The sequence below is a fragment of the Corynebacterium tuberculostearicum genome (genome assembly GCF_046097465.1).
GTDB lineage: Bacteria > Actinomycetota > Actinomycetes > Mycobacteriales > Mycobacteriaceae > Corynebacterium > Corynebacterium tuberculostearicum_I.
Map to the genome: position 1 here is coordinate 87,667 of NZ_CP175799.1, position 17,616 is coordinate 105,282.

15 protein-coding genes and 2 tRNA genes are annotated in these 17,616 nt (G+C 58.4%); 11 read left to right on the forward strand and 6 right to left on the reverse strand.

Going from position 1 to position 17,616, the window contains the following annotated elements; genetic code table 11:
* Window positions 1-602: 602 nt before the first annotated feature.
* The 6 genes from ACKFRX_RS00425 to gyrB all read left to right on the forward strand — a co-directional run bounded on the left by ACKFRX_RS00425 (window position 603) and on the right by gyrB (window position 8,130).
* Window positions 603-746: a hypothetical protein gene (locus ACKFRX_RS00425; RefSeq protein WP_408927957.1), complete on the forward strand. Its 144-nt coding sequence runs from the start codon at window positions 603-605 to the stop codon at window positions 744-746.
* Window positions 746-2,239, forward strand: coding sequence for a chromosomal replication initiator protein DnaA (gene dnaA, locus ACKFRX_RS00430; protein WP_408928260.1), 1,494 nt, complete (start codon window positions 746-748; stop codon window positions 2,237-2,239). The genes ACKFRX_RS00425 and dnaA overlap by 1 nt, the downstream gene beginning before the upstream one ends.
* A 745-nt stretch (window positions 2,240-2,984) precedes the next feature.
* Entirely contained in the window at window positions 2,985-4,166 is a 1,182-nt protein-coding gene (gene dnaN, locus ACKFRX_RS00435) for a DNA polymerase III subunit beta (protein WP_179387173.1), read from the forward strand.
* Window positions 4,166-5,341, forward strand: a complete 1,176-nt coding sequence (recF, locus tag ACKFRX_RS00440; RefSeq protein WP_005325992.1) for a DNA replication/repair protein RecF — start codon at window positions 4,166-4,168, stop codon at window positions 5,339-5,341. The genes dnaN and recF overlap by 1 nt, the downstream gene beginning before the upstream one ends.
* Complete coding sequence (locus ACKFRX_RS00445) at window positions 5,334-5,903, forward strand: DciA family protein (RefSeq protein ID WP_408919445.1); 570 nt, start codon at window positions 5,334-5,336, stop codon at window positions 5,901-5,903. Before recF ends, ACKFRX_RS00445 begins: the two co-directional genes overlap by 8 nt.
* A 157-nt stretch (window positions 5,904-6,060) precedes the next feature.
* A complete protein-coding gene (gene gyrB / locus ACKFRX_RS00450) occupies window positions 6,061-8,130 on the forward strand; it encodes a DNA topoisomerase (ATP-hydrolyzing) subunit B (protein WP_294164487.1) in 2,070 nt (689 codons plus the stop codon).
* A 70-nt stretch (window positions 8,131-8,200) separates the two neighbouring features.
* Here the strand turns inward: gyrB and ACKFRX_RS00455 are convergent, their stop codons facing one another.
* The 5 genes from ACKFRX_RS00455 to ACKFRX_RS00475 are packed head-to-tail and all read right to left on the reverse strand — an operon-like array spanning window position 8,201 to window position 11,060.
* Window positions 8,201-9,676 (reverse strand): MFS transporter, encoded by a 1,476-nt coding sequence (locus ACKFRX_RS00455; RefSeq protein WP_347951398.1) that lies wholly within the window; start codon window positions 9,674-9,676, stop codon window positions 8,201-8,203.
* A 42-nt stretch (window positions 9,677-9,718) separates the two neighbouring features.
* Window positions 9,719-10,156 carry a DUF6918 family protein gene (locus ACKFRX_RS00460; protein ID WP_150850214.1) on the reverse strand — a complete coding sequence of 146 codons (438 nt, stop codon included), beginning with the start codon at window positions 10,154-10,156 and terminating at the stop codon, window positions 9,719-9,721.
* Window positions 10,157-10,176: 20 nt separating this feature from the next.
* Window positions 10,177-10,533: a hypothetical protein gene (locus tag ACKFRX_RS00465; RefSeq protein ID WP_239283037.1), complete on the reverse strand. Its 357-nt coding sequence runs from the start codon at window positions 10,531-10,533 to the stop codon at window positions 10,177-10,179.
* A gap of 38 nt (window positions 10,534-10,571) precedes the next feature.
* On the reverse strand, window positions 10,572-10,832 hold the full coding sequence (locus ACKFRX_RS00470) for a cell filamentation protein Fic (RefSeq protein WP_239283036.1): 261 nt from the start codon (window positions 10,830-10,832) through the stop codon (window positions 10,572-10,574).
* A gap of 6 nt (window positions 10,833-10,838) precedes the next feature.
* A complete protein-coding gene (locus ACKFRX_RS00475) occupies window positions 10,839-11,060 on the reverse strand; it encodes a CopG family transcriptional regulator (protein WP_150850211.1) in 222 nt (73 codons plus the stop codon).
* A 78-nt stretch (window positions 11,061-11,138) separates the two neighbouring features.
* Between ACKFRX_RS00475 and gyrA the strand changes: the two genes are divergently transcribed.
* The 4 genes from gyrA to ACKFRX_RS00495 all read left to right on the forward strand — a co-directional run bounded on the left by gyrA (window position 11,139) and on the right by ACKFRX_RS00495 (window position 14,354).
* Window positions 11,139-13,691, forward strand: a complete 2,553-nt coding sequence (gene gyrA / locus ACKFRX_RS00480) for a DNA gyrase subunit A (protein WP_250411887.1) — start codon at window positions 11,139-11,141, stop codon at window positions 13,689-13,691.
* Window positions 13,692-13,694: 3 nt separating this feature from the next.
* Window positions 13,695-14,033, forward strand: a complete 339-nt coding sequence (locus ACKFRX_RS00485; protein ID WP_049378050.1) for a DUF3566 domain-containing protein — start codon at window positions 13,695-13,697, stop codon at window positions 14,031-14,033.
* A 162-nt stretch (window positions 14,034-14,195) separates the two neighbouring features.
* A tRNA-Ile gene (locus tag ACKFRX_RS00490) sits at window positions 14,196-14,272 on the forward strand.
* 9 nt (window positions 14,273-14,281) lie between these two features.
* Window positions 14,282-14,354: transfer RNA gene (locus ACKFRX_RS00495), tRNA-Ala, on the forward strand.
* 724 nt (window positions 14,355-15,078) lie between these two features.
* On the opposite strand, the gene ACKFRX_RS00500 is transcribed toward ACKFRX_RS00495, so the two are convergent.
* On the reverse strand, window positions 15,079-16,323 hold the full coding sequence (locus ACKFRX_RS00500; protein ID WP_408919444.1) for an IS256 family transposase: 1,245 nt from the start codon (window positions 16,321-16,323) through the stop codon (window positions 15,079-15,081).
* Between the two features lie 150 nt (window positions 16,324-16,473).
* Here ACKFRX_RS00500 and ACKFRX_RS00505 point away from each other — a divergent pair, with 150 nt between their 5' ends.
* The gene (locus ACKFRX_RS00505) at window positions 16,474-17,577 is read left to right on the forward strand and encodes an IS30 family transposase (protein ID WP_408927958.1); all 1,104 of its coding nucleotides are present in this window, start codon (window positions 16,474-16,476) and stop codon (window positions 17,575-17,577) included.
* Window positions 17,578-17,616: the final 39 nt, after the last annotated feature.

The following is a 17,616-nucleotide window of genomic DNA, read 5'->3' on the forward strand; positions in this document are numbered from 1 at the left end:
ATTCCATGAACCTGACGCATCACAGTCTCTCCGGTGCACGGCGAGCCGACGGGCCCAGCCGGTGCGAGGTGACGCTGTCACTTTCACGCGCAACTCTTTGTTGCAATAGACCATGCCAGATTACGTGATTTCTGCCGCTGGGAACAAATCGACACCCGGGTACACCCGAAATTACATAAATGTTTTTTCCTGCAGCTAGAGGGCCAGATTCTGCGCTCTTGCTGCACCTAATCCACCACACCGCAAGGCCCACCCCGACCTGCTCCCGGGTGGTGAATTTTTCTCGCTAGACACACCCGCCGTTTCGGCGGTACAACAGAAGAATCAAATTCCACAGCCCAACCGGTCATGTGGATAACTCTAAATCAACACTTGAGACTTTTGCAGTTTCTGCAGCGTAAGGCCATAAAATGACCAATGAAGAGTTATCCACAGTCATGAACTAAGCTGTGAATAACTATTTCATCCACACCTGTGGATAACTCTGTGGAGATCGAGGTGACTCGATAAAAACCGATGTGAAAACCACAGTGGAATCCGCAGTGAAAATTGTTATTCAATGTCCACCCGTCCCCGACTAAATTCCACAAAGGTAGCCTGTTGTGACTGACCCACAAGCGAACCTGCATGCCGTTTGGCGCGCGGTCGTTGATGACCTGCTCGCACAATCCGAGCAACCCAATTCCGAGGTCCCCAGTTTTCGCACTCACAGCGCCTTTACCTCCAACTGGTTCGTCCCATCATGATGGTTGAGGGCTACACCCTCGTTGCCGCCGAGAACTTGGATGCCAAAAATGTGGTCGAAAATGAGTTGGGCGAGCACATTGCCAAGGCACTAACCCGCCACCTAGGCCGGCCGTGTTCCTTTGCGGTTACCCTTGCCACCCCGCAAGAGCCACAGCCGCCGGCCGCGGACCCTGCACAACAACCAACTCCCCCTCAACAACAGCAGCCCCCTCAATCGCAACCGCCACAGAACACGGAATCCACCCAGAACTACATTCCGCGCCCGCAGCAAACGGATGCCGCTGCACAGCAGGCCCCTTCCCAGAACAATTGGCAGTCGAGTCACGCCCCTGCAAGCCTGGATGAGCTGGCTCAGCACTATAACCAACAGCAGGCAGAATCTGCGGGAAATTTCTCCGGTTCTGACACCAATTCCGCCCGCATCCCGCGCGAGGCCCCGGCGCACGATCCCAACCGTGAGACTTCCCTCAATCCGAAGCACACCTTCGATAGCTTCGTGATCGGTTCTTCGAATCGTTTTGCCAATGGTGCCGCCGTAGCTGTGGCCGAGAACCCCGCACGTGCGTACAACCCACTATTTATCTGGGGTGGCTCTGGTCTGGGCAAAACGCACCTTTTGCATGCCGCCGGCAATTACGCCCAGGTACTGCATCCGGGTCTGCGCGTGAAGTATGTGTCTTCGGAAGAATTCACGAATGACTACATTAATTCCCTGCGCGATGACCGTCAGGAATCCTTCAAGCGGCGCTACCGCAATCTCGATATTTTGATGGTCGATGATATCCAGTTCTTGGAGGGCAAGGAATCCACCCAGGAAGAGTTCTTCCATACTTTCAATGCGCTGCACCAAGCCAATAAGCAGATCATTTTGTCTTCGGACCGCCCACCGAAGCAGCTAACCACGTTGGAAGATCGCCTCCGCACCCGCTTTGAAGGCGGTCTTATCACCGATATTCAGCCGCCAGATCTAGAAACGCGTATCGCGATTCTGATGAAGAAGGCAGCTAATGACGGCACCGAGGTGGATCGCTCCGTGCTTGAGCTCATTGCTTCGCGCTTTGAATCTTCTATTCGCGAGCTCGAGGGCGCACTGATCCGCGTTTCGGCCTATTCCTCCTTGGTGAATGAGCCGATCAACGTGGAGATGGCAGAAATCGCGTTGCGCGATTTGGCCCCAGATTCCGCCGATAGGCAAATCACCGCTACCTCGATCATGGAGGTCACGGCAGAATTCTTCGATATTGATGTAGAGACTCTGCGCGGCGCTGGCAAAAAGCGTGCGGTGGCGCATGCACGCCAGTTGGCTATGTATCTGTGCCGCGAGCTCACGGAGCTATCCCTTCCCAAGATCGGTGAACAGTTCGGCGGCAAAGACCACACCACCGTCATTTACGCGGATCGCAAGATCCGCAAAGAGATGACTGAAAAGCGCAATACCTACGACGAGATCCAGGCGCTTACCCAGCGCATCAAGAATCGCGGTCGCGCCTAGATCTCGTCACCTTTTCTACAGCTCCTTCCTTAAGCGCCTTCCTTATATAAAGGAGGGCGCTTTTGTCTGCCCCTTGTCACTTCGAGGATTCTGCTCGCACTACTTAAAGGTGAGACCAGAACTACCAGATCAGAGATTCTTGACTGAGACGCCGAAACCTGGTTCAAACCGTCCACACAGCCGCCTACACCTTCGTGTAATTCCACAAAGAACCCAGAAGGTCCACGAAAAGTACTCTCTTAACTGCGAAAAGAGTTATCCACAGCGTTATTCACACTTGTGTAATTCCATCTTTGTAATTCGTAGATCTTACTCACAGTTTTAAATTCCACAGGCTCTATGCTGGGAGAACCACCCTGTGATCAGCACTGTGTGTAGATCGGTGATCAAATGACAAAACCTGTGGATAAAACGGCGATCCCGTTAGTTGTCCACATTTCGCCCCGATTGATCACAGCAAGATCACAAGAATTGGCACACCCCAGATCTATGTCCTGAACTTGTCATTTACCTGGTTACCCACAGATCCCACAGCGCTTATTACTACTACTAAATTATTTCTCTGATCTGTATAGAAGAAAGAGGGTGTGTGGAGTTCGGCCCGGCCTGCCTCCGGCCAGGCGCGGATCGGACAGGCAAAGATGGAATTACACGTTGTGGCGCACCGCGCCCGATGCGGTAAGTTGGAAGCCAGTCTTTTGTAAGTAACAAATTTCCTACTTGCCTCAGAGGAGCTCTTCGCACCATGGATGAAGCCGTGTCATTTCGCGTGGCCAAAGATGACCTTGCCAACGCCGTAGCGTGGGTTGCTCGTAGCCTGCCGTCCAAGGTCACCCAGCCTGTGCTCCGCGCGATGCTCATCACCGCGGATGACAATGGTCTTGAGTTCACTGGCTTCGATTACGAGGTATCCACCCGCGTCCGCATCGCCGGCATGGTGGATGAACCCGGACAGATCGCAGTAGCCGGCAAGCTCCTCTCTGACATCGTCGCTTCCCTTCCCAACAAGGAAGTGGAGATCTCCCAGGTAGATTCCAAGGCCCTGGTTACCTGTGGCTCTTCCCGCTTTGAGCTACCACTGATTCCACTGGATGATTACCCGCAGCTTCCGGTCCTGCCGGAGGTTACCGGCACCATCCAGCCACAGCTATTCGTCGAGGCCATCCACCAGGTCGCCGCCGCGGCCGGCAAGGATGACACCCTGCCCATGCTCACCGGTGTGCACATGGATATCCGTGGCAAGGACATTGAGATGACGGCAACGGACCGCTTCCGCCTGGCCATGCGCACCTTGGAATGGGAGCCGAAGTCGCCGGATGTAGAAGCCAAGCTCTTGGTGCCTGCGAAGACCCTGCAGGAAACCGGTCGTTCCTTGGATCCGCACCTGAATATCCCAGTGGAAATCGCTGTGGGCACCGATGACAATATTGGTGCCGATGGCCTCTTTGGCCTGCACGCGGATAATCGCGAGACCACCACGCGCATGCTGGATGCGGACTTCCCTAATGTGCAGCCCCTGTTGCCGAAGAGCCACACCAATATTGCCTCCATTGAGGTCGCCCCGCTCCAGGAAGCAATTCGCCGCGTGTCTTTGCTGACGGATCGCAACGCGCAGATCCGGATGGAATTCGCCGATGGCCAGGTAACCCTTTCCGCCGGTGCGGATGCTGGTAACGCCACCGAGACCCTGCCGTGTGCATTCCATGGCCGCGATGAATTCCTCATCGCCTTCAATCCGGGCTACCTCAAGGATGGCTTGGGCGTCATCAATACCGACCGCGTGGTCTTCGGCTTTACCGAGCCTTCGCGCCCAGCCATCATGATCCCAGAACCGGAAGAGCTGCCTGAGGCCGATGAAGATGGCAACTTCCCCACGCCGGAGACCAACTTCACCTACCTGCTCATGCCGGTTCGCCTGCCGGGCTAATGTACGTCAGGGATCTCGATGTTCGGGATTTTCGCTCGTGGCCCGAACTTAATGTGCAGCTAGGGCCGGGGATCACCCTTTTTGTCGGGCGCAATGGCTTTGGCAAGACCAATATCGTTGAGGCCATTGGCTATACCGCCCACCTTTCCTCCCACCGCGTTTCCCACGATGCACCGCTGGTGCGCCAGGGTGCGGATAGCGCGCGGGTATCCATTACCGCGGTGAACCAGGGCCGCGAGCTTACTACTCATTTGCTGATTAAGCCCCACGCGGCCAACCAGGCGCAGATTAATCGCACCCGCCTGCGCAGCCCCCGTGAGCTGCTGGGCGTGGTAAAAACTGTGCTCTTTTCCCCGGAGGACTTGGCCCTGGTGCGCGGGGAGCCAGCCGGGCGCCGCGCTTACCTCGATAGCATCATTGCCTCGCGGACTCCGCGGCTAGCGGGTGTGAAGGCTGACTACGATAAGGTGCTCAAGCAGCGCAATGCCCTGCTGAAATCAGCCTCCGGCAGCCTGCGCCGCGGCTATTCCGATAGCGATGGCGCTGCCGCATTGGCCACCTTGGATACCTGGGATGCGCAGCTTGCCCGGCTTGGCGCCCAGGTGATCGCCGCACGCCTTGCGCTTGTCGACGCCCTCTTGGATCACATCCCCGCCGCCTATTCCGGCCTAGCGCCAGAATCGCGACCGGCGCACGTGGAGTATAAGTCCACGATCGATACCTCCGATCGCGAGGTGCTAGAGGCCGTGCTGCTCACCGAGTTGGCCGCCGCCCGGCAGCGCGAGATCGAACGCGGCATTTCCCTGGTGGGTCCGCACCGCGATGATCTGGTGCTCAACCTGGGGGATCAGCCGGCCAAGGGCTTTGCCAGCCACGGCGAGACGTGGTCTTATGCCATCGCGCTACGCCTGGCGGAATTCAACCTCCTGCGCCAGGAGGGAGGATCCGATCCGGTGCTCATCTTGGATGATGTCTTTGCCGAGCTCGATGCCAAGCGCCGCAAGCAGCTGGTCCACTTGGCCGCCGAGGCCGAACAGGTGCTCATCACCGCGGCCGTGGATGAGGACCTGCCCGGAAACTTGGAACCCATCGTGCGCTACCGCGTGAGCGTAGAAGATACCGAGACCGGCCGCATTTCCAAGCTCAGCGCCGAGGAAGGTGAGGGGAATGAGTGAGGATCAAGGGGGCGTCGGCAAGCAGCGCATCGATCCCGTCACCCAGTACTTCAAGCTGGTTCGGTCCACCTCCAAAAACCCGCCGAAGCTGACCCGCCCGGTGCCGAAGATGCCGGTGCCTTCGCTGGAGAAGGCGCAAAAGCAGGGGTATATGGGCTATCAACGGGGCTTGCCCACTGGCCCGGATGGCAGGAAGAAGCGGCGCACCCTGGCCGTGCCGAGCCTGGGATCCCAAATTAACCGCGAAGTTGTCAATCGTGGGTGGGAACATGACTTAGCCAATGGCTGGGTGATGGGCAATTGGGAGCATCTGGTGGGCGAGCGCATTGCCGCGCATACGCAGCCGCAGCGGATTAAGGACAAGATTGTCTATGTATCCTGCGATAATTCCACGTGGGCAACGGAGCTGCGCTACCTGCAGCGGCAAATCCTGCGGAGAATCTCTGACCGCCTGGGCCCAGATGTCATTGTGGAACTGCGGATTCACGGGCCGAAGCAAAGGCGCAATTATGAGGGGCGGCAGTGGGTCAAACCGCAAGGATCACAAGATACCTACGGCTAATAGGCTGAGGTTTACTCAGACCTGCACAATGTAAATAACCTCAGAGCGCGCCAGATTCCTATCTCTCACGGGTGTGGGGTGTCTTTCAGTAGGGGGTATCCGTGTAGAATAGTCAAGGTCTTAGAATTAGCTATAGCCAAAAGGAGAGCACGAATCCGTGGCTGAAGAACACGCATATGATGCCGGGTCAATTACGATCCTGGAGGGCCTCGAGGCCGTCCGTAAGCGCCCCGGCATGTACATTGGTTCGACCGGTTCGCGCGGCCTGCACCACCTCATTTGGGAGATCGTTGATAACTCCGTCGATGAGGCCATGGCCGGCTACGCCGATAAGGTTACCGTCAAGCTGCTGGAGGATGGCGGCGTCGAGGTCATCGATAATGGCCGTGGCATTCCGGTAGAAATGCACGCCTCTGGTGCGCCTACCGTCCAGGTGGTCATGACCCAGCTGCACGCCGGCGGTAAGTTCGACTCCGATTCCTATGCCGTTTCCGGCGGCCTGCACGGTGTCGGTATTTCCGTGGTGAACGCGCTTTCTACCCGCGTGGAGGCGGAGATTAAGCGCGACGGTAAGCACTGGTACCAAAACTTCCAGAATGCCATCCCGGACGAGCTCGTTGAGGGCGGCAACGCCCGCGGCACGGGCACCAAGATCCGCTTCTGGGCGGACCCGGAAGTTTTTGAAACTACCGAGTACGATTACGACACCATTGCCCGTCGCCTGCAGGAAATGGCCTTCCTGAACAAGGGCTTGAGCATTGAGCTCATTGACGAGCGCGTCACCGAAGAGCAGATCGAGCTGGAAGAGATCGCCGATGCAGAATCTGGCGAGACCAGCGCGGATGAGACGTCCTTCGATGATGCCCCGGACGCCGGCGATACCTTCAACGAAGAATCCGGCGAGGCGAAGGACGCTGCGGCAGATAAGAAGCGCCGCAAGAAGGTCACCTTCCACTACCCGGATGGCTTGACCGACTACGTCAAGTACCTCAATAAGTCCAAGACCGCGATCCACCCGACCATCGTTTCCTTCGATGCGAAGGGCGAGGATCACGAGGTCGAGGTAGCGCTGCAGTGGAACCAGGGCTATAAGCAGTCCGTTCACACCTTTGCCAATACCATCAACACCCACGAGGGCGGCACGCACGAAGAGGGCTTCCGTGCGGCCCTAACCTCCCTGATGAACCGCTACGCCAAGGAGCATAAGCTCCTCAAGGAAAAGGACGGTAACCTCTCCGGCGATGACTGCCGCGAGGGCTTGGCGGCCGTCATTTCCGTCAAGGTGGGCGATCCGCAGTTCGAGGGCCAGACCAAGACCAAGTTGGGCAATTCCGAAATCAAGGGCTTTGTCCAGCGTGCGGTCAACGAGCACGTCAATGACTGGTTCGACGCCAACCCGGCAGAGGCTAAGGCCATTATCAATAAGGCCGTTTCCTCCGCACACGCTCGCATGGCTGCCCGCAAAGCCCGCGAGATGGTGCGCCGCAAGTCCGCCACCGACCTCGGTGGCCTGCCCGGCAAGCTCGCGGATTGCCGCTCCAAGGACCCGAAGATTTCCGAGCTCTACATCGTGGAGGGTGACTCTGCAGGTGGCTCCGCTAAGGGCGGCCGCGATTCCATGTTCCAGGCCATCCTGCCGCTGCGCGGCAAGATCCTGAACGTGGAGAAGGCCCGCATGGATAAGGTCCTCAAGAATGCCGAGGTCCAGGCGATTATTACCGCGCTGGGTACTGGCATTCACGAGGAATTCGATATCAAGAAGCTGCGCTACGACAAGATCGTGCTCATGGCCGATGCCGACGTTGACGGTCAGCACATTGCCACGCTGCTTCTGACCTTGCTCTTCCGCTTCATGCCGCAGTTGGTTGAGGATGGCCACGTGTTCTTGGCTAACCCGCCGCTGTACAAGCTCAAGTGGTCTAAGGGTACTCCGGGCTATGCTTTTTCCGACGCCGAGCGCGATAAGCTGCTGGCCGAGGGCTTGGAGCAAAACCGTAAGATCAACAAAGATGACGGCATCCAGCGCTACAAGGGCTTGGGCGAGATGAACGCCTCCGAGCTGTGGGAGACCACGCTCGACCCGAGCACCCGCATCCTGCGCCGCGTGGATCTGGAAGACGCGCAGCGCGCCGATGAGCTCTTCTCCATCCTCATGGGTGATGATGTCTCGGCCCGCCGCTCTTTCATTACCCGCCGCGCAAAGGACGTCCGCTTCCTGGATATCTAGAGCGCAGTATGAAGCCCACCGTGGAATTTACCGCGGTGGGCTTTAATTGTGGCGTCGGAAAGCGCTGGGCCTAGGCCTGGGATCTGTGCTGATCCGCTACGGCGAATCCTAGGGAAGCAAGGCACATGGCGAGGATGACGCCGAAGCCGGCAATGATGGACAGCGGCCAGTCCGCGCTTGTGCCGTGCAAGGTGGCAAAAACGATGGCCGTAATAATGGCAAGCCCAATGGCCGTACCGATGCGCTGGCCGGTCTGGAGGACGGCGCCGGACGATCCGGCGTAGGCCTGTGGAACATGCGCCAAGGTGAGCGTTTGGTTGGGGGAGATGACCGAGCCTTGGCCGCCGCCAACAAGGGCCAGCGAAAGGACCATCCACCATTCGCTGGCTCCCCACTGCTCGGTGGCCCAGATAAGCGCAATGGTGGCAATGAGGCCGGAGATGGTCACGAGCATGCCCAGCACCACCACCTTGCGGCCGTGGACGGATACGGATCGGCCGGCCAGTGTGGCAGATATGGAGCTCAACAAGGCAGCCGGAATGCCTACGGATCCGGCAGCTAGGGCGGAGTGTCCGAGTCCGCTTTGGAAGTAGAGTGCCACGAGCACCCAAATGCTGGTAATACCCATAAACCACAAGGTGGCGATGATGGTGCCATTGCGAAAACTCGGGGTGGCGAAGATAGTGAGATCCACCATCGGCGGATGGCCGGTGGCCTTGTGGTGTCGCTCCCACAGCACCCATCCCACAAGGAGGACGGCGCCCAACAGTAGGAGCCACCACACGGCCGGGGAAGCGGAGGATTCCATGAAGGGGAAGAGGATGGCCCACACTGCAGCACCGAGAATCACCGCACCGATGGGATCCAGGGTGGCAAGGGCCTTGAAGATGCCCAGTTTATTGCCATTTTCATCGCGCACGCGGGAAAACAGCGGCCGCGGAAACCACAGCAATCCTAAGATGATGGCAATAAGGCCGACGGGGAAATTGACCAGCATGGTCAGCCGCCAACCTAGGTCCGCGCCGCCGAGGCGAATGAGAAGGCCGCCCAGTACCGGTCCGATAGCCACAGCGATGCCCACCGTGGAGCCAAAGTAGCCGAAGGCGCGGGCGCGTTCCGGACCGCGGAAGTACTGCTGGATCATTCCCACGCCCTGCGGATTGAGCAGCCCAGCGCCTAGGCCTTGGATAAAACGGGCGGCGTTGAGTGCCTCCGCGTTGGGGGCAAAGCCGGCGACGGCGGCGCTGAGGGAATAGATAGCAATGCCCGCCAAAAAGATTCCGCCGCGGCCGACGAGATCTCCAGCGCGGCCGGCCGCCACAAGGATGACGCCAAAGGTGAGCGCATAGCCGGAGAGCACCCATTGCACATCGGACTCAGAGGCTCCCAGGCCCGATTGAATAGAGGGCAGGGCTACGTTCACGATGGACACGCTCAGCAGAGACATGAAGAGCGCCGTAAGCAAAACGATAAGGACCCGCCAGCGGGCGGGATCTTGGCCGGCGGGGTACTCGGTCTGGTTAGCTGCGGAAGTAGTCACTTCCACACTTATACTCTGCGGTTTGTTCTAGGTTCAACCGCGCGGAAACTACATGTGTTTTTGCAGCACGCGGCCGAAATCCGGTACCGCAGGGGTGAGGAACTTCGAGGCCTTACCGCGCAAGGAGTTATAAGGCTTAGACAGCGCGGGGGAGTTAATCTGCTCGGCGTGCTTATCGGCCACCGACATGATGGAATCGCTCACCTGGGTGCTGCGGGGCTCGAGGAAGGAACCGAAATCCTGCTCGGAGCTGCGTGCAAACTCTTGCCAGTGCGGATCTAAAGCGTCGAGGATATCCGGTAGCACGCGGCCTAGGGCCTTGGTGATGATGGCGGGGTCTACCTTCTTCGCGGCGGCGACGGCGCCCTTGAGCGCCATGCCGGTAATGCCCGATTGCTTGGCGACGACCCCCTCAACCAGCTCGCCGCAATCGTTAATCACCGCAGTGCGCTGCGGACCTGACATAAGTTCAGAAAGATGTGCCATGCTGCACCACCTTACGCGAGTTAGGCGGGCTGGCCCGGCAGGCCAGGGAGGTTGGCCTGAATGGCAGCAATCTGATCAGCAATCTGGCCCAGGCCGGCATCGCGTGCAGCCTTCTCCAGATCCACGTTAGGGGAGTACAGCGCCACGGCGCTGGCCAGCGCGGCGACGCCAGCGGCCGCTGCGGTGATGATCAGGGTGAGATCCAGCTGGGAAGAACCGGTAGAGGAACTACCGGCCTCGCCTGGCTGAAAGGCCGGATTTACGTTGTCCTGCCAGGAATCGGCATCAGCGGCGGTGGCGGTAGGAGCAGTGACGGCGGTGGCAGCTAGCGCCACGGCGGTCAGGCTCGAGGCGGCGATCTTTTTGAAGTGGGACATGGTGGTAGTTCCTTTCTTGGGTCACTATCCCCAGTAACTTAGGTAACTTCTTTAACACTAAGGTAGACGCGCGCGCTGAACTTTGCGAACTCTGCGTTATACCCGCTCAGCGCCGGCACGCGGGCTAATACCTCTGCCATGGCGCGGGCAGCATCGCGGTGGTTGTCATGAATGGCTATTCCCTCCACCTTGGCGGTGCTGGCAGCTGCCGCGGCCGCTAGGGCGGCGAAGTTGGTGATGCGGACGTTAAAGCGAGCGCAAAACTCGCGGGCCAAGAGGTAGAGCTGTTCAGTAGTCATGCTCGCCTAGGACTGTGCGGGCCGGGCACGGCGGATTTCCGCCTCCAGCTCAGCGCGGCCGGGGAGGAGGGCGCGGGCGGTGGACTGCACGTGGGCGTCGGCAAGCGTGCGGGCTGCCGCCGCAACAACGGCGCGCACCACCGCCTCGTGCTTGGAGGTGCCCTGCGCGGAAGCCAGTAGCGTGAGCGCGTGATCCTGTTCGGCCGTAAGTCGCAATGTCATTGCCATGCCTCAGTGATACCACGGTGATACCACTCGTGCGGCAATTCGGGTCCTGAAAGGCGCTAGAGGGTAGAATTTGGCGTTATGAGTGACAATAACGACGATCTTTTTGATCGCATATTTCCCATTGACATTAATGAGGAGATGGAGTCGAGCTACATCGACTACGCCATGTCCGTCATCGTCGGCCGTGCCCTGCCGGAGGTGCGCGACGGCATGAAGCCGGTGCACCGCCGCGTCATTTACGCCATGTATGACGCCGGCTTCCGCCCGGAGCGCTCGTACGTGAAGAGCGTGAAGGCCGTGGGCGAGACCATGAGTAACTACCACCCGCACGGCGACAGCGCCATCTACGACACCCTCGTGCGCATGGCGCAGCCGTGGGCGATGCGCTACCCGTTGGTGGACGGCCAGGGCAACTTCGGCTCGCCGGGTAATGACGGCCCGGCCGCGATGCGTTACACGGAGTGCAAGCTCACCCCGCTGGCCATGGAGATGGTGCGCGACATCCGCGAGAACTCCGTGGACTTCGCCCCCAACTTCGACTCGAAGACCCAGGAGCCGACGGTCCTGCCGTCGCGTGTGCCGAACCTGCTGATGAACGGCTCGAACGGTATCGCGGTCGGTATGGCCACCAACATCCCGCCGCACAACCTCAACGAGCTGGCGGAGGCCATCTACTGGCTGCTGGACCACCCGGAGGCGTCGGAGGAGGAGGCTCTGGCCGCCTGCATGGAGCGCGTCAAGGGCCCGGATTTCCCCACAGCCGGCCTCATCGTAGGCGACCAAGGCATCAAGGATGCCTACTCCACCGGCCGTGGCTCCATCCGCATGCGCGGTGTGACCTCCATCGAGGAGTCTGGATCCCGCCAAACCATCGTGATCACCGAGCTGCCGTTCCAGGTCAACCCGGATAACCTCATCTCCAATATCGCGGAGTCCGTGGCCAGCGGCAAGATTGCGGGCATTTCCAAGATTGAGGATGAGTCCTCCGACCGCGTGGGCATGCGCATCGTGGTCACCCTTAAGCGCGACGCTGTGGCGCGTGTGGTGCTCAATAACCTCTACAAGCACTCCCAGCTGCAGACCTCCTTCGGTGCCAACATGCTCTCCATTGTTGACGGCGTGCCGCGCACCCTCCGCCTGGATCAGATGCTGCGCTACTACGTGGAGCACCAGATCGAGGTCATCGTTCGCCGTACCCAGTACCGCTTGAACGAGGCCGAGAAGCGCGCCCACATCTTGCGCGGCTTGGTCAAGGCCCTGGACATGCTCGATGAGGTCATCGCCCTTATCCGCCGTTCTCCCACCGTGGACGAGGCGCGCGAAGGCTTGAAGGAGCTTCTCGACGTCGACGATATCCAGGCCGATGCCATCCTGGCCATGCAGCTGCGCAAGCTGGCTGCTCTGGAGCGCCAGAAGATTATCGACGAGTTGGCCGAGATCGAGCGCGAGATCGCTGATCTGAAGGACATCCTCGCCCGCGAGGAGCGTCAGCGCCAGATTGTCCACGATGAGCTGGCAGAGATCGTCGATAAGTATGGCGATGAACGCCGCACCGAAATCATCCCGGCAACCGGCGATGTCACCGATGAGGATCTCATTGCCCGCGAGAACGTCGTGGTCACCATTACCTCTACCGGCTACGCTAAGCGCACCAAGGTGGATTCCTATAAGGCACAGAAGCGTGGCGGCAAGGGCGTGCGCGGCGCTGAGCTCAAGCAGGACGATATTGTGAAGAACTTCTTCGTCTGCTCCACGCACGACTGGATCTTGTTCTTTACCAACTTCGGCCGCGTCTACCGTCTTAAGGCCTATGAGCTGCCCGAGGGTGGTCGCGCCGCACGCGGCCAGCACGTGGCTAACCTGTTGGAATTCCAGCCGGAAGAAAAGATCGCACAGGTCATCCAGATTCAGTCCTACGAGGACGCTCCTTACTTGGTCCTCGCCACCCAGCAGGGCCGCGTGAAGAAGTCCCGCCTGACCGATTACGAGTCCGCGCGTTCCGCTGGCCTTATCGCCATCAACCTCAACGAGGGCGATGCGCTCATCGGCGCACAGCTCGTCTCCGAGGGCGATGACATCCTGCTTACCTCCGAGCAGGGCCAAGCTATCCGCTTTACTGCCGACGACGACCAGCTGCGCCCCATGGGCCGCGCTACCGCCGGTGTGAAGGGCATGCGCTTCCGCGGCGATGATCAGCTGCTATCCATGTCCGTGGTCCACGATGGCGAGTTCCTTTTGGTCGCCACCTCTGGCGGCTATGGCAAGCGCACCGCCATCGAGGAATACACCCCGCAGGGCCGCGGTGGCTTGGGCGTTATGACCTTCAAGTACACCCCGAAGCGCGGCAAGCTCATCGGTGCCATCTCCGTCGATGAGGATGACGAGATCTTCGCCATCACCTCCGCCGGCGGCGTCATCCGCACCGAGGTGGACCAGATTCGTCCGTCCTCCCGTGCGACCATGGGCGTGCGCTTGGTGAACTTGGCTGACGATGTCGAACTGCTTGCCATCGACCGCAACGTCGAAGAAGATGGTGAGGAAGACGCTCAGGCTGTAGCCAAGGGCGAAAAGACCGTGGATGAGGTCCAGCAGGAGCACAAGGCTGGCGATGCTTCCAAGGATGAGGAGTAATTAATGGCACGACGAGACGTAACGATTACGCGAATCTCGCCCACTTCCGCGTTCCGCGTTGGTCTGGCCTTGTCACTCGTCGGACTCATTGCCTGGATGCTGGCCGTATGCCTGCTCTACATCGGCCTGAACCAGGTGGGCATCTGGGAATCGCTCAATAGCCTCGTCGGCGGCGTGGGCGGCGGATTCGAGGTCACCTTCGGCGTCATCATCTCCGCCTCCGCGCTCATCGGCGTTATTTTCGCCGTTCTCCTTACATTGCTGGCGCCCCTGATGGCGGTTATTTATAACGCCATCGTGGACGTCTTTGGCGGCCTGCGAGTCGACTTAGACAACCGCTAGCACCTCTCTCACCCTAGAGGATGCCGGCACCCGAAGGTGCCGGCATCTTTCTTTCCTCCGCTCGAGCTTTCCCTCTTTTGTCTGCGGCCAGAAATATAGTTTGAACAGGCGATTTGTATAAATCCGGGGATAGTATGTAGAGTTAATCCTCGTTCCGCACAAGGGCCTATAGCTCAGTCGGTTAGAGCGCATCGCTGATAACGATGAGGTCGCTGGTTCGATTCCAGCTAGGCCCACCACGGAACAATGGGGCATTAGCTCAATTGGTAGAGCATCTGCTTTGCAAGCAGAAGGTCAGGAGTTCGATTCTCCTATGCTCCACAGCATAAAGTCCGGCTTCCTCTTTGGAGGGGCCGGACATTTTTCATTTCCGCGCTCATCTTGAGTTCAGAGGGTCGTTGCAACACTTTCCCTTAGGAGGGTGTTGTTGTGTCTGGGGTTGTTGGCCCGTTTCATTCGTTGTCTGAATCGGATCGTCGTGGCTTAGTTGCCTTGGTTGGCAGTGGGCGTAGTGTCCGTTCGGCGGCTGGTGAGCTTGGCTGTCATTACGGGCATGCTTTGAATTTTTGCCATGCCTTTGGATTGCCAGTCGTGTATAAAGCCAAACGAGTTGATCGCCGCGGCAGCCAGGCTGTCCAGCTTGTAGAGCTAGTCCGAAGCGGACTGTCGGTACGCCAAGCTGCTAAAAGATGTGGGATGCATCTTACCGCTGCGTATGCCGTAGCTACGGAAGCTGGGTGCCATATCCGGTTAAGTCAGTATGCTCGGAAAGTCCGCCAGACGCAGTTAAGAGTGGAATACCTGCGCCTTCGGCTGGCGAGCCTGCCTGGTGGTGATGCTGGCGCGGCAGTAGGAATTGATCGTCGACTGCGTTTAGATTTCGAAAAAGGACTCACCAAATCCCAGGGTCGACGAGAAGAGTTCATACCCGTCGGCGAAGACGCCAGCGGTCAAGTCCTGGGTAGTGGTGTATCTGTTTTCGAATCTGGGGTTAGTTTCATGGCGGTGGTTTAGGGGCCATCTCGGGGATAAGGGGTGAGGGTATTCACGCGGCGATCTCCTGGTTGTTGTCGCGGTCCTCGTAGATGACCCCAGCGGCGATGATCTCTTTGGTCTGTGCCAGGCTGGTCAGTGACATATAACGCTTCTGTTGGATCCAGTCATCGTGCTGTTCGGCCAAAACCGCCCCAACAAGGCGCACAACAGCGTCTCGGTTTGGGAAGATTCCTACGACATCGGTACGCCGGCGGATCTCCCTATTGAGCCGTTCAGTGGGGTTATTCGACCAGATTTTGGTCCACACCGCTCTCGGCGCAGCGGTAAACGCCAACAGCTCGTCGAGACACTCCTCGAGGTAGGTGGCAACGTGAGGGAATTTCTGCTGGCAGAATTCAATAACCTCACGAGCTTGGGCCCACACACTAGCGGCATCGGGTTGCTGAAAGATTGTGTGAAACATCGCTGACAGAGTCGGCCATTGGGTTTTGGGAACCTGGGCCGAGAGGTTCTTCGCGAAGTGTGTTCGACACCGCTGCCAACTAGCCTGCGGCAGGCAGTCACCCACGGCTGCTTGAATACCAAGATGGGCATCACTAGTAACGAGGAATACCCCGGTCAGGCCACGGGCGATGAGGTCCCGAAAGAACCCGGTCCACGACGCGGTAGATTCCGCGGTGGCAACCTGCATGCCCAAAAGCTCTCGGTAGCCGTCAGCGTTGACACCTGTGGCCAGCAACACGCTGGTCTTTACGACACGTCCGCCTTCCCGCACCTTCATTGTCAGCGCGTCGCAGGAGACAAAGTGGTAGGGGCCTTGGTCAAGCCGGCGGGTGCGGAAGTCATCGACCATGTCATCGAGTTCTTTGGCCATCTGGCTGACCTGAGACTTCGACAAGTTGTTGATCCCAAGGGTGGCCACCAGGTCGTTCATCCTGCGAGTGGAGACTCCTTTCAGGTAGCAGGTGGCGATGACTGTGGTCAGGGCACGTTCGGTGCGGCTGCGGCGCTCTAGCAGCCAGTCAGGGAAAAATGCGCCGGTGCGTAGCTTCGGGATTGCCACATCAATGCTGCCGACTCGGGTATCAAGTTGGCGATGACGGTAGCCATTACGTGTGTTGGTGCGCTCGGCTGACACGGTGGCGTAATCAGCCCCGCAGACGGTGTCTGCTTGGGCGGAAAGAATCTGGTTGATGAAGTCAGTGAGCATTTGGCGCATCAAATCTGGGGACGCTTGAGTCAGTAGCTCTTCGAGATACGCGGTCGGATCGATATGATGAGGGTCAGCGGCCATCGCAGGGTACTTCCTTTCGAGGATAGGTAAGAGTTGATTCGAAAGGTACCCGCGATGGTCGCCTTCATGCACACCGGCACAAGACTTACCGCGGGCTACAGATACACCACGTTAGGGGACGCAACCGACGCCAGCACGTATAACAGACTTATGAAAGCGCTGCGCCAACGCCATGATGTCGTCGAATCCGGAAGGCTTGCCCCTCCCGCCTTACCTAGCGGGGTAGATCCGTATAAACGCATCAGCAATCGCTACATTTGCTTCGAAGAACGCGTCATTATCGCCGATCTTCTCCGCGAAGATGTGCCGCTGCGTGAGATTGGGCGCCGTTTAGGGCGAAGTGCATCGTCAATTCAGCGTGAAGTACGCAGAAACCACAGTGCTCAAGGCCCGTATCGTGCAGAAACAGCCCAGTTAAAGGCCTGTGCGCGGAGGTTGCGGCCGAAAATACCGAAACTACTAGCCAACAAAAGACTATGGGACTATGTATGCGCACAATTGCGGGCACAATGGTCACCTGAGGAGATTTCTAATCGCCTGCCCATCGATTACCCCACTGATAAGGACATGCGCATTAGTCACGAAACGATTTATGACGCCTTTTACCTGCAGGCCAAAGGAAGACTCAAAGACCTTGGCTTGGACTTGCCGACCGGTAGAAAGAAACGCAAGAAACGCCAAACCCGCTCCAGCACACCTGCCCAGCAACGCTTCGTCGACGACATGATCCTCATAGACGACCGGCCAGATGAGGTAAGTGAACGTATTTTGCCAGGCCACTGGGAAGGCGACCTCATCCTCGGTAAAAACAACCAATCAGCGGTAATCACGCTAGTAGAACGCGTTAGCCGATTTGTTGTCCTTGGCCACTTACCGGGAAGGCATACCAGCAAAGAAGTATTCACAGCCCTGCACAAGGCAGTTACAGGAATCGATAAAGCTATCTGGTCATCAATTACCTGGGACCAAGGAAGCGAAATGGCTGGTCATAAAGCTTTTACCATGGCCACTGACATTCCCATCTACTTCTGCCATCCAGGATCACCATGGGAACGCGGCAGCAACGAAAACACCAACGGCAGGCTCAGAAGAAACCTTCCCAAAAACAGCGACCTGTCCATCTACAGCGCCGAGGACCTAGAAATGATCGCCAACATTCACAACCACAAACCACGCAAAGCACTCAACTGGCGCACCCCAGCCGAAGTCATGACCAACGCCCTCACACAAACCGGTAGCATCAAACCAAACTAACCATCATCGTTGCAACGACCCCTAGAATCCGCCCATTCT

What these genes read in the sequence shown, in the direction of transcription:
- dnaA (WP_408928260.1), top strand. Translation starts at nt 746, where the DNA reads ATGGTTGAGGGCTACACCCTCGTTGCCGCCGAGAACTTGGATGCCAAA.
- dnaN (WP_179387173.1), top strand. Translation starts at nt 2,985, where the DNA reads ATGGATGAAGCCGTGTCATTTCGCGTGGCCAAAGATGACCTTGCCAAC.
- recF (WP_005325992.1), top strand. Translation starts at nt 4,166, where the DNA reads ATGTACGTCAGGGATCTCGATGTTCGGGATTTTCGCTCGTGGCCCGAA.
- ACKFRX_RS00445 (WP_408919445.1), top strand. Translation starts at nt 5,334, where the DNA reads ATGAGTGAGGATCAAGGGGGCGTCGGCAAGCAGCGCATCGATCCCGTC.
- ACKFRX_RS00460 (WP_150850214.1), bottom strand. Translation starts at nt 10,156, where the DNA reads ATGGCACATCTTTCTGAACTTATGTCAGGTCCGCAGCGCACTGCGGTG.
- ACKFRX_RS00465 (WP_239283037.1), bottom strand. Translation starts at nt 10,533, where the DNA reads ATGTCCCACTTCAAAAAGATCGCCGCCTCGAGCCTGACCGCCGTGGCG.
- ACKFRX_RS00470 (WP_239283036.1), bottom strand. Translation starts at nt 10,832, where the DNA reads ATGACTACTGAACAGCTCTACCTCTTGGCCCGCGAGTTTTGCGCTCGC.
- ACKFRX_RS00475 (WP_150850211.1), bottom strand. Translation starts at nt 11,060, where the DNA reads ATGGCAATGACATTGCGACTTACGGCCGAACAGGATCACGCGCTCACG.
- gyrA (WP_250411887.1), top strand. Translation starts at nt 11,139, where the DNA reads ATGAGTGACAATAACGACGATCTTTTTGATCGCATATTTCCCATTGAC.
- ACKFRX_RS00485 (WP_049378050.1), top strand. Translation starts at nt 13,695, where the DNA reads ATGGCACGACGAGACGTAACGATTACGCGAATCTCGCCCACTTCCGCG.
- ACKFRX_RS00500 (WP_408919444.1), bottom strand. Translation starts at nt 16,323, where the DNA reads ATGGCCGCTGACCCTCATCATATCGATCCGACCGCGTATCTCGAAGAG.
- ACKFRX_RS00505 (WP_408927958.1), top strand. Translation starts at nt 16,474, where the DNA reads ATGAAAGCGCTGCGCCAACGCCATGATGTCGTCGAATCCGGAAGGCTT.